The following is a 13,117-nucleotide window of genomic DNA, read 5'->3' on the forward strand; positions in this document are numbered from 1 at the left end:
GTCTCATTCTCCGGATCGTCCGTCCCCGTTGGCCGCGGTGGCCTGGTCAAGCACGCCGGGCAGGGCCCGGAGGAACGCGTCCACCTCGTCGTCGCGCACGTTCAGCGGCGGCATCAGCCGTACGACATCGGGAGCGGGCACGTTCACCAGGAAGCCGGCGTCCTGAGCCGCCTGCTGCGCCCGGGGCGCGAGCGGCTCGGTGAGCACGATACCCAGCAGCAGGCCCGCACCCCGGACATGGCCCACGAGCGGGTGTCCGAGTGACTCGATTCCGTCGCGCAGCTTCTCGCTCGCCCGCTTCGCGTTCTCCAGCAGTCCGTCGGCCTCGATCGTGTCGAGCACGGCGAGTCCCGCGGCGCACGCCACCGGATTGCCGCCGAACGTCGTGCCGTGCTGACCGGGCTTGAGAAGCCCGGCCGCCGCCCCGAACGCGACCGTCGCGCCGAGCGGCAGCCCGCCGCCGAGACCCTTTGCGAGCGTGACCACATCGGGCTCCACGCCCTCGTGCGCGAGGTACTCGAACCAGTGGCCGGTACGGCCGATTCCGGTCTGCACCTCGTCGAGGACGAGGAGGGTTCCGGTGGCCGCGGTGATGTCGCCGGCCGCCTTCAGATAGCCCGTGGGCGGCACGATGACGCCGTTCTCGCCCTGGATGGGTTCGATGATGACGAGGGCCGTCTTGTCGGTTACTGCGGCGCGCAGGGCCTCCGCGTCGCCGTACGGGACGTGGGTGACGTCGCCGGGCAGAGGCAGGAACGGCTCCTGCTTGCCGGGCTGGCCGGTGAGCGCGAGCGCGCCCATGGTCCGGCCGTGGAAGCCGCCGTCCGTGGCGACCATGTGCGAACGCCCGGTCAGCCGGCCGATCTTGAAGGCGCCTTCGTTGGCCTCGGCGCCGGAGTTGCAGAAGTACACCCGGCCCGGCCGCCCGAAGAGCTGGAGCAGTCGTTCGGCGAGCGCGACCGGCGGCTCGGCGATGAAGAGGTTCGACACATGGCCGAGGGACGCGATCTGCGTGCTGACCGCCTCGACGACCGCCGGGTGGGCGTGGCCGAGCGCGTTGACCGCGATGCCGCCGACGAAGTCGACGTATTCCTTGCCGTCGGCGTCCCACAACTTGCTGCCCTCGCCGCGCACGAGGGGCAGCTTGGGGGTGCCGTAGTTGTCCATCAGCGCGTCCTGCCAGCGCCGGGTCAGCTCCTCGTTGCCGGTCATGCCGCTTCCCCCTCCATGTCGCCTGTGTCGTCGTCGGGGCCATCCGGCACGACCATCGTGCCGATGCCCTCGTCGGTGAAGATCTCGAGCAGGATCGAGTGCTGGACCCGTCCGTCGATCACGCGGGCCGTCTCGACGCCGTTGCGGACGGCGTGCAGGCAGCCCTCCATCTTCGGGACCATGCCGCTGGCCAGCTCGGGCAGCAGCTTCTCCAGCTCCTTGGCGGTCAGGCGGCTGATCACCTCGTCACTGTTGGGCCAGTCCTCGTATAGGCCCTCGACGTCCGTGAGGACCATCAGGGTTTCGGCGTCCAGCGCAGCCGCAAGTGCCGCAGCCGCCGTATCAGCATTGACGTTGTAGACATGTCCGTCATCCCGGGAGCGGGCGATCGAGGAGACGACCGGGATGCGGCCGTCCGCGAGCAGGGCCTCGATGGCGCCGGTGTCGATCTCGGTGATCTCGCCGACGCGGCCGATGTCGACCAACTCGCCCTCGATACGGGGCTGGTGCTTGGTGGCGGTGATGGTGTGCGCGTCCTCGCCGGTGAGGCCGACGGCGAGCGGACCGTGCTGGTTGAGCAGCCCGACGAGCTCGCGCTGCACCTGCCCGGCGAGCACCATCCGTACGACGTCCATGGCGTCCTCGGTGGTGACACGCAGGCCCGCCTTGAACTCGCTGACGATGCCGTGCCGGTCGAGGGCCGCGCTGATCTGCGGTCCTCCGCCGTGCACGACGACGGGCTTGAGTCCCGCGTGGTGCAGGAAGACGACGTCCTGCGCGAAGGCGGCCTTCAGCTCCTCGTCGACCATGGCGTTGCCGCCGAACTTGATGACGACGGTCTTGCCGCGGTGCCGGGTCAGCCAGGGCAGCGCCTCGATGAGGATCTGCGCCTTGGGAAGCGCGGTGTGCTTCCGCGCGGTGGGGTTGCCGCCGGTGTTGTCGCTCTTGTTGTCGCTCTTGTCGCTCGTGTTGCCGCTCATGAGGAGTACGCGCTGTTCTCGTGGACGTAGTCGGCGGTGAGGTCGTTGGCCCAGATAACGACCGGCTCGGCGGTGCCCGCCGCCAGGTCGGCCGTGATCCTGACCTCGCGGTAGCGCATGTCGACGAGGTCGCGGTCCTCGCCCACGCTGCCGTTCTTGCAGACCCAGACGCCGTTGATCGCGACGTTCAGCTGGTCGGGCTCGAAGGCGGCCTTCGTCGTGCCGATGGCGGAGAGCACCCGGCCCCAGTTGGGGTCCTCGCCGTGGATGGCGCACTTGAGGAGGTTGTTGCGGGCGATGGAGCGGCCCACCTCCACGGCGTCGTCCTCGGACGCGGCGTTCACGACCTCGATGCGGATGTCCTTGCTCGCGCCCTCGGCGTCGCCGATGAGCTGGCGTGCGAGGTCGTCGCAGACGGTACGGACGGCCTCGGCGAACTCGGCGTATTCCGGGGTGACTTGGGAGGCGCCGGAGGCCAGGAGCAGCACCGTGTCGTTCGTCGACATGCAGCCGTCGGAGTCGACCCGGTCGAAGGTGACCTTCGTGGCGTCCCGCAGCGCCCTGTCCAGGACGTCGGCCTCGACGTCGGCGTCCGTGGTCAGGACGACGAGCATGGTGGCGAGGCCGGGGGCGAGCATGCCCGCGCCCTTCGCCATACCGCCGACCGTCCAGCTGTCCTTGGCGACCACGGCGGTCTTGTGCACGCTGTCGGTGGTCTTGATCGCGATGGCGGCCTTCTCCCCGCCGTGCGCGGAGAGTTCACCGGCCGCGCTCTCGACTCCCGGCAGCAGCTTGTCCATGGGGAGCGTCACGCCGATGAGTCCGGTCGACGCGACGGCGACCTCACCCGCGTTCAGGTCGAGGGTCTCGGCGACCTTCTCCGCGGTGGCGTGCGTGTCCTGGAAGCCCTGCGGTCCCGTACAGGCGTTGGCGCCCCCGGAGTTGAGGACGACGGCCGAGACGAGCCCGCCCTTGACGACCTGCTCCGACCAGAGGACCGGGGCGGCCTTGACGCGGTTGGAGGTGAAGACGCCCGCGGCGGCAAGGCAGGGCCCTGTGTTGACCACGAGGGCCAGGTCCGGGTTGCCGTTCTCCTTGATCCCGGCGGCGATACCCGCCGCCGTGAATCCCTTGGCTGCCGTCACACTCACGGCGCGACTCCGATCGTAGAGAGCCCGGTGGCCTCGTCGAGGCCGAGGGCGATGTTCATGCTCTGCACCGCGCCGCCGGCGGTGCCCTTGGTGAGATTGTCGATGGCGCTGATCACGATGACGCGCCCGGCGGCCTCGTCGTACGCGACCTGGATCTGTACGGCGTTCGAGCCGTACACGGCGGCCGTCGCGGGCCACTGCCCCTCGGGGAGCAGGTGCACAAACGGTTCGTCCGCGTAGGCCTTCTCGTACGCGGCGCGCACGGTTTCGGCCGTGACGCCCTCCTTCGCCTTCGCGCTGCACGTGGCGAGGATGCCGCGCGGCATCGGGGCCAGGGTGGGCGTGAAGGAGACGGTGACGGGGGTGCCCGCGGCGGCGGAAAGGTTCTGGATCATCTCCGGGGTGTGCCGGTGGACGCCGCCCACGCCGTACGGCGACATGGAGCCCATGACCTCGGAGCCGAGCAGGTGCGGCTTGACCGCCTTGCCCGCGCCCGAGGTCCCGGACGCGGCGACGATCACCGCTTCGGCCTCGGCGAGCCCGGCGGCGTACGCGGGAACGAGCGCGAGCGAGACGGCCGTGGGATAGCAGCCGGGCACCGCGATGCGCTTGGACCCTTCGAGCGCCGCGCGGGCGCCCGGCAGCTCCGGCAGGCCGTAGGGCCAGGTTCCGGCGTGCTCGCTGCCGTAGAACTTCTCCCAGTCGGCGGCGTCCGTCAGCCGGAAGTCGGCGCCCATGTCGACGACGAGGACGTCCGGGCCGAGCTGCTCGGCGACGGCGGCGGACTGGCCGTGGGGCAGGGCGAGGAAGACGACATCATGCCGTCGGCCCTGACCGGCGAGGACCTCGGCGGTGGTCGGCTCCAGGACGCGGTCGGCGAGCGGCATCAGGTGCGGCTGCAGCGCGCCCAGGCGCTGGCCCGCGTTCGAGTTGCCGGTCAGGGCGCCGATCTCCACCTCGGGGTGGGCGAGCAGCAGACGCAGCAATTCACCGCCCGCGTACCCGCTCGCTCCTGCCACTGCTGCACGTACCGCCATGGAACCCTCCTCCTCGGAGAGCATGACTATACGCATCGCCGCAGTTTTATGCAACGAAAGCCGGGGTCATCCGGTAGCGACGGAGTCACCCGGCAGCGATGAGTTTCCGCGGCGGCGAGGGTCTGTACAGGCAGACCCGCACCCGGCCGGCACTGGCCGGACCCGCACTCAGCCGAAGCGACGACAGGAGAGAGCCATGCCCCGCATCACGCCCAACCTCTGGTTCGACACGCAGGGCGAGGACGCCGCGCAGTTCTACGTATCGATCTTCCCGAACTCGAAGATCACAAGCGTCGCCCACTACGGCGAAGCCGGGCCGCGGCCCGCCGGAACCGTCATGACCGTCGAGTTCGAGCTCGACGGACAGCCGTACCGCGCGCTCAACGGCGGCCCCCAGTTCACCTTCAACGAGGCGGTCTCCCTCGCGATCGACTGCGCCGACCAGGCAGAGGTCGACCACTACTGGGCGAAGCTCTCCGAGGGCGGCGAGGAAGGCCCGTGCGGCTGGGTCAAGGACAGGTTCGGACTGTCCTGGCAGGTCGTTCCCGCCGCCCTCGGCACGCTCACGTCCGACCCGGACCAGGGGCGGGCCCAGCGCGCGATGGCGGCCATGCTCGGGATGAAGAAGATCGACGTGGCGGCGCTGTACGCGGCGGCGGACCGGAAGTAGCCGCCAGTGGACGCCGAACTCCCGCCCGTATGACTTGACTTGGTCTCGATTCAACCTCCTAGGGTTGGAGCCGTCCGCCCGCCCGGGCAGGGCCCCGGCTCCACCGGAGGTAACGCCATGACCGGCATCCCCACGCGCCGCCTCGGTGCGCTGAGCGTCTCCGCTCAAGGGCTCGGCTGCATGGGGATGAGCCGCGACGCGTACGGCGCCGCGGACGACGCGCAGTCGATCGCGACGATCCACCGTGCCCTCGATCTCGGCGTCAGCCTGCTCGACACCTCCGACGTCTACGGCGACGGCCACAACGAAGAGCTGATCGGCCGGGCGCTGAAAGCCGGGCGGCGCGAGCAGGCCGTCGTCGCCACGAAATTCGGCTTCGCCAACCGACCCGACGAACCGCCCCGGATCAGGGGCGACGCGTCCTACGTACGACAGGCGTGCGAGGCATCGCTGCGGCGTCTGGGCATCGACCGCATCGACCTGTACTACCTGCACCGTGTCGACCGGAGCGTGCCGATCGAGGAGACCGTCGGCGCGATGGCCGAACTCGTCGAGGCCGGGAAGGTGGGCCACCTCGGACTCTCCGAGGCGAGCGCGCGGACGATCCGGCGGGCGCACGCGGAGCATCCGATCGCCGCCCTCGAAAGCGAGTGGTCGCTGTGGACGCGGGACCTGGAGGCGGAGATCGCGCCGGTCTGCCGGGAGCTCGGCATCGGCATCGTGCCGTTCTCGCCGCTCGGACGCGGTTTCCTGACCGGGCGCTACACCTCGCTCGACAGCCTCGGGGAAGGTGACATGCGGCGCGGGCAGCCGCGGTTCGCCGACGGGAATCTCGAACGGAACCTGGCCGTCGTGACCGCCCTCGACGCGCTCGCCGCCGAGAAGGGGGTCACCGCGGGCCAGCTCGCCCTGGCCTGGGTGCAGCACCGGGGCGAGGACGTGGTGCCGATTCCGGGGACGCGCCGGGAGAAGTACCTCACGGAGAATCTGGGCGCGCTCGCCGTGGAACTCTCCGTGGACGAACTGGCGGCGATCGACGCGGTGGCCCCTGCCGGCGCGGTCGCGGGGACGCGCTACGACAAGGGGCATCTGGGCCTCATCGACGAGTAGCCACGAGTAGTCGCCGGGCCCCCGACCAGCCGACGAGTGGCGGCGGCGGGCGGGGACGTAACCTGCGGGCATGCCCTTTCCGGATGAGCCCGCCGACGCGCCCGCCGCGGTGAGCGACGCGTACCACTCGGTGCCCGACGTACTGGCGTATCTGGCCGGGAAGTGGGCCGTGGACCGCACCGCACGGGACCTGGCCGGGAACGCGGAGGGTCGCTTCACGGGGACGACGGTGTTCACGCGGCTCGACGACGAACCCGGCGGCGGACTGCTGCACCACGAGTCCGGCACGTTCGTCTGGCGCGGCACCGCGCGCCCCGCCGAACGCACCCTGCGCTTCCTGCCCGGCGAGGAGCCCGGCACCGCCCGGGTCACCTTCGCCGACGGGCGCCCCTTCCACGACCTGGACCTGCGCACCGGCAGGCACACCGCCGACCACCCCTGCGCGCTCGACCTCTACCGCGGCGAGTTCGAGGTGTACGACGAGGAGCGCTGGCGTATGCGGTGGCGGGTGGCGGGACCCGCGAAGGACTTGATCCTGACGACGGCGTACACTCGATCCGCGTGACGCCGGGAGTGCGCGCGTGCGTCGCCGCGGAGCTACCGGATGGGCGCCATCCACTTCGACGGGTCGTCGAGAACGCGGAACCCGATCTTCTCGTACACCCCGTGCGCATCGGCCGTACCCAGCAGAATCCGCCCCAGACCGCCCGGCTCCAGGTGGTCCGGTCGACGTACACGTCGCAGAGCCAGGCGAAGGTCGCATGGTCGGTCACCACCCGGGCGTACGCGACACCGGAAGCGGCTTGGTACACACCGAAGTTGAGCGACCCGGCGATCGCCCGGTCCTGCTTCTCACGGGTCCGCCCCATCGCCCAGTACGCGTCGGTGGAGAGCCACTGATGGACGCTGGCAGCCGCCCGCAGGACCGTCGAACGGATTTCACCGGGCGCAGCTGTGGGGGGTCCTCCGGCGCGGCCTCAGCCGGCCCCCCGCCCGGAGGACCCCCACACCTCGTCACAAGCCGCCCGCAGTCTGCGTACCCCCTCGGTGATCTCCGTCGCGCCCGCGACCGAGGCGAAGCTCAAGCGCAGGTACGCCGCCGTGGGTTCGGCCGCGAAGTACGGGCGGCCGGGGGCCACCGCGACACCCGCGCGCAGGGCCGCGCCCACCAGGTCCGCCTCGTTCGTGCCGTCGGGCAGGCGCAGCCACAGGAGGTAACCGCCCGCGGGGACGTGCGGCAGGCCGAGTTCGGGGAGCCGCAGGCGCAGGGCCGCCGCCATCGCGTCCCTGCGGTCCTTCAACTCGCCCGCCACCTGGCGCAGATGACGCGGCCAGGCCGGGGACCCGACCAGTTCGAGTGCCGCCTCCTGGAGCGGTCGCGGCACGAAGAAGTGATCGACGATCTGGATGGCGCGCAGCCGCTCGAGGACCGGGCCGCGGGCCGCGAGCGCGCTCACCCTGAAGCTCGGTGACGTGGCCTTGGTGAGCGAGCAGACGTGTACGACGACTCCGTCGGGGTCCTCGGACTGCAGGGGCCGGGGCAGCGGACCCGCGTCCTCGTGGACCAGGCGGCGCACGAAGTCGTCCTCGACGACGAAGGCCCCGGCCTCACGGGCGATGCGCAGCACCTCGGGGCGGCGGGCCGCGGAAAGGACCGCCCCCGTCGGATTCTGGAACAGCGGCTGGCAGACGAACACCCGCGCCCCCGTGGCCTTGAACGCCGCGGCGAGGAGTTGGGGACGTACGCCGTCCACGTCCACCGGCACCGGAACCGGCCGCAACCCCGCCGCGCGGGCGATCGCCAGCATGCCGGGATACGTCGGGGACTCCACCAGAACCGGCGTTCCCGGCGGGGCGAGCGCGCGCAGTGCCGTGGTCAGCGCGCTCTGGCCGCCCGCTGTGATCAGCACCTCGGCGGCCGTGATCGCGCCGCCGATACCCCGCGCGAACCACTCCCGCAGCTCGGGAAGCCCGTCCATCGGCGGCCTCCCCCAGGCGCCGGGCCGCCGTCCCGCCCGGGCGAGGGCCGCCGCCATCGCGCGCTCGGGCTGGAGCGAGGGATGCAGATAGCCGCCGTTGAACTCGATGACGCCGGGCGGCGGCGCCGCGAGCGTGGCGAGGACCCCCGAGGCGTCGACCGCGCGCGGCACCAGTTCCGTCGCCGTGTCCGCGCTCAGCGACACCTCCTGCCACGAGGTGTCGCCCGCGGGCGCGGCGGCGGTCTGCGGCTCCGCGCGGAAGACGCCGGCGCCGGGGCGCGTGACGACCAGGCCCTCCGCGGCCAGCTGCCCCAGGGCGCGCGACACGGTCACCGGGCTCACCCGGAACCGGTCGACCAGCGCCCGACTGGACGGCAGCTTTCCACCAGGCGAGTAGCGGTCAAGCTCACCCCGCAGCCTGTTTGCCAGCTCGGCGACACTGCTACTCTCATGCATGACAGCACAGGATAGCGCTACTCTCCCCAGTCGGATAGCAGTCACCGCTCCCCCGGCCGCAGGCCCCCGGCCCGGCTCCCGCCGCGCAGGCACCGTCATGGCCGCGCTCGGCGTCACCGCCTTCTCGCTCACCTTTCCCGCCACGGCCTGGGGCCTCGAGGGCATCGGCCCCTGGTCGTTCGTGGCCCTGCGCGGCGTCCTGAGCGCGATCGTCGCGGGCGGCGCACTGCTCGCCCTGCGCGTTCCGCTGCCAGCGCGCCGCCACTGGGGCGGGCTCGCGGTCGTCGGTGCCGGAGTCGTCGTCGGCTTCCCGCTGCTCACCACGCTCGCCCTGCAGACCTCCACCACCGCCCACGCGGCCGTGGTCGTCGGCCTGCTCCCGCTGACGACCGCCGTGTTCTCGGCGCTGCGCACCGGGGCCAGACCTTCGCGGACCTTCTGGGCGGCGGCTCTGGCGGGCGCGGCCGCCGTGATCGCGTTCACCGTCCAGCAGAGCGGCGGCGCCCTGTCGACCGCCGACCTCTACCTCTTCGCCTCGCTCCTGATCTGCGCGGCCGGCTATACGGAGGGCGGGCGTCTGGCCCGCGAGATGCCGGGCTGGCAGGTCATCGGCTGGGCGCTGATCCTGTGCCTGCCGCTCGCCCTGGCCGGGGCTGTCATCGCCCTGCAGTACGAGCCCTTCCGGCTCACCGGGCACAGCAGCGCGGGGCTGCTCTACGCCGCCCTCGGCTCGCAGTTCCTGGGCCTCGTCGTCTGGTACCGCGGCATGGCGGCGATCGGCGTCCCCAAGGCCAGCCAGCTCCAGCTCGCGCAGCCGCTGCTGACGCTCGTCTGGTCGGTGTTCCTGCTCGGCGAGCACCTCACACCCGCCGCACCGCTGACGGCAGCGGCCGTCCTCGTGTGCATCGCGGTCACCCAACGGGCGCGCGGCTAGCAGCCGACGGCCCGGCCCCAGCTGACGCCACCGGACGTACACTTGCCGCCACGGAAAGCAACCGCAGGGTGGGACGAGGAGGTCGCTCCAGATGCGTGCAACCGTAGGCGACGAGTTGGTGCTGCACGGCAGGACCGTCGGGCAGCACGACCGGATCGCGGAGGTCGTCGAGGTGCTCGGCGCGAACGGCGGCCCGCCGTTCCGCGTCCGCTTCGAGGACGGCCACGAGACGCTGTTGTCACCGGGCCCCGACACCGTCGTACGTCATCAGGACCCGGCCTCGTAGCTCCCGGCGGGAGATTCAGCGGGGCGGCTTGGCCGACTTCCGGTAATGGTCGGCGACCACGCGCGCCATGGCGCCGATCTTGTCCACGCCCACTTCCTTGGCCGAGAAGTACACATGTCCGCGGGCCTGCGGGAAGCCCTTGGCGTAGGTGAGGTGGCGGGAGAGTTCGGCCGGGTCCTGCCAGGCCGCGGGCTGCGCGGGGTCGCCGGCCTTGTAGAGGGCCTCCCCCACGTAGAGCCGCACGTCCGTCCCCTCGACCGTGTCGGCCCACCAGGGCAGCAGCTTGCCGTAGTCCGCGACGGTGAAGCCGATGTTCCAGTAGAGCTGCGGGCAGATGTAGTCCAGCCAGCCCTTCTTGACCCAGCCTCGGGTGTCGGCGTGCAGATCGTCGTAGGTCTGCACGCCCGCCCGCGTGTCCGAGCCGAGCGGGTCGGTCGAGGCGTTGCGCCAGACCCCGAACGGGCTGATCCCGAACTGCACGTGCTTGCGGACCTTTCTGATCCGCCCCGCCATCTCGCGCACCAGACGGTCGATGTTGTCGCGCCGCCAGGCGGCCCGGTCCGGAAAACCGCCGCCGTAGCGCGCGAAGGCGTCGTCGTCGTCGAAGACCTGCCCGGCGACGGGATAGGGGTAGAAGTAGTCGTCCCAGTGCACGGCGTCGATGGCGTAGTGCCGCACGGCGTCGAGCATCGCGTCCTGCACAAACCGCCGCACCTCGGGCAGGCCGGGGTTGTAGTAGAGCTTCCCGCCGTACGGCACGACCCAGTCGGGGTGCAGCCGCGCCGGGTGCGTGGGGACCAGGCGCGAGGGGTCCGTGTGGTTGGCGATACGGAAGGGGTTGAACCAGGCGTGCAGCTCAAGCCCCCTGCGGTGCGCCTCGGCCACGGCGGTGCCCAGGGGGTCCCAGCCGGGGTGCTTGCCCTGCACACCGGTGAGGCACTCCGCCCACGGCTCGAAGGGCGAGGGCCACAACGCGTCGGCGGTGGGGCGCACTTGGAAGATCACGGCGTTCAGCCTGCGCCGCACGGCCGTGTCGAGATGGCCGATCAGCTCGGCCCGCTGCTGGGCCGGCGTCAGGCCGGGCTTCGAGGGCCAGTCGCGGTTGGCGACGGTCGCAAGCCACATGCCCCGCAGCTCGCGGCGCGAGGGCGCCCGCCCGGGGACGGCAGCCGCGTCCCCCGCCGCTGTGAGACCGGCCACCATCGCAGCCGCCGCAATCGTGAACCCTCGGCGTGACATACGCCTCATCCGCTCGCCCCCTGGGCCGCTACTCCGCCAGAACCGCAGTGTGTAGGTGACAGCATGCCCGACCCGGCACCTCGAGCACGGGAGGTTCGGGAGTAACGTTCACCGCCGGGGCAGACGCCGAAACCGTACGGAGACTGCCCGCCCGTTGATCAGCGAAAGGCACGAGGTGACCGACTCTATGCCCGACATCGCACGCGTCGGAGTAGTGGGCTGCGGCCAGATGGGCGCCGGGATCGCGGAGGTCTGCGCCCGCTCCGGACTCGACGTGAAGGTCGCGGAGACCACCGGCGAGGCCCTGGAGATCGGCCGCACCCGCCTCTACAACTCCCTCTCCAAGGCCGCCGAACGCGGCAAGATCACGGAGGAGGAGCGCGACGAGACGCTCGCCCGCCTCAGTTTCACGACCGACCTCGGGGAGTTCTCCGACCGTGACCTCGTGATCGAGGCGGTCGTCGAGAACGAGGCGGTCAAGACCGAGATCTTCCAGGTGCTCGACCAGGTGGTGACGCGCCAGGACGCGATCCTGGCCTCCAACACCTCGTCGATCCCGCTGGTGAAGCTGGCCGTCGCGACGTCCCGCCCCGACGCGGTCATCGGCATCCACTTCTTCAACCCGGCCCCGGTCCAGCAGCTCGTCGAGCTGATCCCCGCGCTCACGACGTCCGAGGGCACGATCAGCCGCGCGCAGACCATGGTCGAGAAGGTGCTCGGCAAGCACGCGATCCGCGCCCAGGACCGCTCGGGCTTCGTGGTCAACGCCCTGCTCATCCCGTACCTGCTCTCCGCGATCCGGATGTTCGAGTCGGGCATCGCGAGCCGCGAGGACATCGACAACGGCATGGAGCTCGGCTGCGCCCACCCGATGGGCCCGCTCAAGCTCGCCGATCTGATCGGCCTCGACACCGTCGCCTCGGTGGCGGACAGCATGTACGCCGAGTACAAGGAGCCGCTGTACGCCGCTCCGCCGTTGTTGCAGCGGATGGTGGACGCGGGCAGGCTCGGCCGCAAGACCGGCTCGGGCTTCTACCCGTACGCCTGACACCGCTCACACCGGTATCCGGTACTTCGCACCGCACGCGGGCCCGGCACTCGATCGAGTGCCGGGCCCGCGGCGTTCACACACCGTGTGCACTCCGGGCTCGCATATGCCTGTCGCACACTCTCCCGCCCTGGCCACCAGGGGAGTTGACTTTCTGTGCGCATCAGGGGGATCGACAGCTACGGAAAGGAACGGACTTGTGACCGCCGACCCCGAACCTCGCGTGGTCCCGGAAGAACTCGCGGAGTTACGCCGAAGCTTGGACGTGGGTCTTGCCCGCGTCGACGGACAGCTGGCGTTGCTCACCCAGCACGACGAGCAGAGCGTCAAGAATCAGGACGAACTGACCTCAAGGATCGCCGCACTCGAGCACACACGCTGGCCGCTGCCCGCCCTTCTCGCCATCACGGCGGTCGGTGCGCTCGCCGTGGCGATTTGGCAGGCCATCGGCCATTAGTGCGCGTCCTGACCAAGACGCAGATGGTGCAGGAGCAGGAGCGCCGCCGCCATGTTGGCGGCCGGTACTTCCCCGCGCGCCACCATGTCGGGGACGAGTTTCAAAGGGACCCACTCACGGCGGTCGGACTCGAAGTCGTCTTCGGGATGACCGATGTAGGTGCACTCATCCGACCAGTAGATGTGGTGCCTCGCGTCGGTGAGCCCATTGGACGGCTCGACACTCATCAGGTGTCGTAACGGGCCCGGCCGCCAGCCGGTCTCTTCCTCCATTTCCCGGGCGGCCGCGTAGGCGATGTCCTCCCCGTCCTCGACGACCCCCGCGGCGAGTTCCCAGCCCCAGCTGTCGGTGATGAAGCGGTGCCGCCACAGCAGGAGCACCTCGTTGGCCCCGTTGACGGCGGTGGCCACGGCGACAGGCCGCAGCCGTATCAGGAAGTGATCGAGGTGCCGGCCGTCGGGCAATTCGACATCTGCCAGATTGACCGAGAACCATCGATTTCCATACACAGTTTGTTCGCTTTGTTTCGTCCACTGCACGGTTCTGCCACCTTCCGCC

General features: G+C 70.9%; 14 protein-coding genes and 1 pseudogene. 7 read left to right on the forward strand and 8 right to left on the reverse strand.

Annotated features, from left to right (window positions below; translation table 11 throughout):
• Window positions 1–3: 3 nt before the first annotated feature.
• From IE226_RS19475 to argC, 4 genes are read right to left on the reverse strand one after another with little or no spacing between them, the layout of a single operon-like run.
• Window positions 4–1,212 (reverse strand): acetylornithine transaminase, encoded by a 1,209-nt coding sequence (locus IE226_RS19475; protein WP_190082565.1) that lies wholly within the window; start codon window positions 1,210–1,212, stop codon window positions 4–6.
• On the reverse strand, window positions 1,209–2,192 hold the full coding sequence (gene argB, locus IE226_RS19480; protein ID WP_190082566.1) for an acetylglutamate kinase: 984 nt from the start codon (window positions 2,190–2,192) through the stop codon (window positions 1,209–1,211). Before argB ends, IE226_RS19475 begins: the two co-directional genes overlap by 4 nt.
• Window positions 2,189–3,343: a bifunctional glutamate N-acetyltransferase/amino-acid acetyltransferase ArgJ gene (gene argJ, locus IE226_RS19485; protein ID WP_190082567.1), complete on the reverse strand. Its 1,155-nt coding sequence runs from the start codon at window positions 3,341–3,343 to the stop codon at window positions 2,189–2,191. The genes argB and argJ overlap by 4 nt, the downstream gene beginning before the upstream one ends.
• Entirely contained in the window at window positions 3,340–4,380 is a 1,041-nt protein-coding gene (argC, locus tag IE226_RS19490; RefSeq protein ID WP_190082792.1) for an N-acetyl-gamma-glutamyl-phosphate reductase, read from the reverse strand. The genes argJ and argC overlap by 4 nt, the downstream gene beginning before the upstream one ends.
• A 196-nt stretch (window positions 4,381–4,576) precedes the next feature.
• On the opposite strand from argC, the gene IE226_RS19495 reads away from it, so the two are divergent.
• The 3 genes from IE226_RS19495 (at window position 4,577) to IE226_RS19505 (ending at window position 6,725) form a co-directional block, all read left to right on the forward strand.
• Complete coding sequence (locus tag IE226_RS19495; protein ID WP_190082568.1) at window positions 4,577–5,050, forward strand: VOC family protein; 474 nt, start codon at window positions 4,577–4,579, stop codon at window positions 5,048–5,050.
• A gap of 117 nt (window positions 5,051–5,167) precedes the next feature.
• Window positions 5,168–6,160: an aldo/keto reductase gene (locus IE226_RS19500; protein ID WP_190082569.1), complete on the forward strand. Its 993-nt coding sequence runs from the start codon at window positions 5,168–5,170 to the stop codon at window positions 6,158–6,160.
• A gap of 70 nt (window positions 6,161–6,230) precedes the next feature.
• Window positions 6,231–6,725: a DUF6314 family protein gene (locus tag IE226_RS19505; RefSeq protein ID WP_190082570.1), complete on the forward strand. Its 495-nt coding sequence runs from the start codon at window positions 6,231–6,233 to the stop codon at window positions 6,723–6,725.
• Window positions 6,726–6,757: 32 nt separating this feature from the next.
• Here the strand turns inward: IE226_RS19505 and IE226_RS44125 are convergent.
• Together IE226_RS44125 and IE226_RS19515 are read right to left on the reverse strand one after the other, a co-directional pair.
• Window positions 6,758–7,098 (reverse strand): annotated as a pseudogene (locus IE226_RS44125) (GNAT family N-acetyltransferase).
• A gap of 39 nt (window positions 7,099–7,137) precedes the next feature.
• Entirely contained in the window at window positions 7,138–8,595 is a 1,458-nt protein-coding gene (locus IE226_RS19515) for an aminotransferase-like domain-containing protein (protein ID WP_190082572.1), read from the reverse strand.
• Between IE226_RS19515 and IE226_RS19520 the strand changes: the two genes are divergently transcribed.
• Together IE226_RS19520 and IE226_RS19525 are read left to right on the forward strand one after the other, a co-directional pair.
• Window positions 8,594–9,529 (forward strand): DMT family transporter, encoded by a 936-nt coding sequence (locus IE226_RS19520; RefSeq protein WP_190082573.1) that lies wholly within the window; start codon window positions 8,594–8,596, stop codon window positions 9,527–9,529. The two genes, IE226_RS19515 and IE226_RS19520, sit on opposite strands and share 2 nt — an antisense overlap.
• 91 nt (window positions 9,530–9,620) lie before the next feature.
• Window positions 9,621–9,815: a DUF1918 domain-containing protein gene (locus IE226_RS19525; protein ID WP_190082574.1), complete on the forward strand. Its 195-nt coding sequence runs from the start codon at window positions 9,621–9,623 to the stop codon at window positions 9,813–9,815.
• Window positions 9,816–9,830: 15 nt separating this feature from the next.
• Here the strand turns inward: IE226_RS19525 and IE226_RS19530 are convergent, their stop codons facing one another.
• Window positions 9,831–11,063, reverse strand: a complete 1,233-nt coding sequence (locus IE226_RS19530) for a glycoside hydrolase family 10-like protein (RefSeq protein WP_190082575.1) — start codon at window positions 11,061–11,063, stop codon at window positions 9,831–9,833.
• Window positions 11,064–11,241: 178 nt separating this feature from the next.
• Between IE226_RS19530 and IE226_RS19535 the strand changes: the two genes are divergently transcribed.
• Window positions 11,242–12,102, forward strand: a complete 861-nt coding sequence (locus IE226_RS19535; RefSeq protein ID WP_190082576.1) for a 3-hydroxybutyryl-CoA dehydrogenase — start codon at window positions 11,242–11,244, stop codon at window positions 12,100–12,102.
• A gap of 199 nt (window positions 12,103–12,301) precedes the next feature.
• Complete coding sequence (locus IE226_RS19540) at window positions 12,302–12,559, forward strand: hypothetical protein (protein WP_190082577.1); 258 nt, start codon at window positions 12,302–12,304, stop codon at window positions 12,557–12,559.
• Here IE226_RS19540 and IE226_RS19545 read toward each other — a convergent pair.
• The gene (locus IE226_RS19545) at window positions 12,556–13,098 is read right to left on the reverse strand and encodes an NUDIX hydrolase (RefSeq protein ID WP_190082578.1); all 543 of its coding nucleotides are present in this window, start codon (window positions 13,096–13,098) and stop codon (window positions 12,556–12,558) included. The genes IE226_RS19540 and IE226_RS19545 overlap by 4 nt on opposite strands.
• Window positions 13,099–13,117 lie beyond the last annotated feature (19 nt).

This window comes from Streptomyces longisporoflavus (assembly GCF_014649775.1).
Lineage (GTDB): Bacteria > Actinomycetota > Actinomycetes > Streptomycetales > Streptomycetaceae > Streptomyces > Streptomyces longisporoflavus.

Coding starts and splice junctions, on each gene's coding strand:
- IE226_RS19475 (WP_190082565.1), bottom strand. CDS start 1,212: ATGACCGGCAACGAGGAGCTGACCCGGCGCTGGCAGGACGCGCTGATG.
- argB (WP_190082566.1), bottom strand. CDS start 2,192: ATGAGCGGCAACACGAGCGACAAGAGCGACAACAAGAGCGACAACACC.
- argC (WP_190082792.1), bottom strand. CDS start 4,380: ATGGCGGTACGTGCAGCAGTGGCAGGAGCGAGCGGGTACGCGGGCGGT.
- IE226_RS19495 (WP_190082568.1), top strand. CDS start 4,577: ATGCCCCGCATCACGCCCAACCTCTGGTTCGACACGCAGGGCGAGGAC.
- IE226_RS19500 (WP_190082569.1), top strand. CDS start 5,168: ATGACCGGCATCCCCACGCGCCGCCTCGGTGCGCTGAGCGTCTCCGCT.
- IE226_RS19505 (WP_190082570.1), top strand. CDS start 6,231: ATGCCCTTTCCGGATGAGCCCGCCGACGCGCCCGCCGCGGTGAGCGAC.
- IE226_RS19520 (WP_190082573.1), top strand. CDS start 8,594: ATGACAGCACAGGATAGCGCTACTCTCCCCAGTCGGATAGCAGTCACC.
- IE226_RS19515 (WP_190082572.1), bottom strand. CDS start 8,595: ATGCATGAGAGTAGCAGTGTCGCCGAGCTGGCAAACAGGCTGCGGGGT.
- IE226_RS19525 (WP_190082574.1), top strand. CDS start 9,621: ATGCGTGCAACCGTAGGCGACGAGTTGGTGCTGCACGGCAGGACCGTC.
- IE226_RS19530 (WP_190082575.1), bottom strand. CDS start 11,063: ATGAGGCGTATGTCACGCCGAGGGTTCACGATTGCGGCGGCTGCGATG.
- IE226_RS19535 (WP_190082576.1), top strand. CDS start 11,242: ATGCCCGACATCGCACGCGTCGGAGTAGTGGGCTGCGGCCAGATGGGC.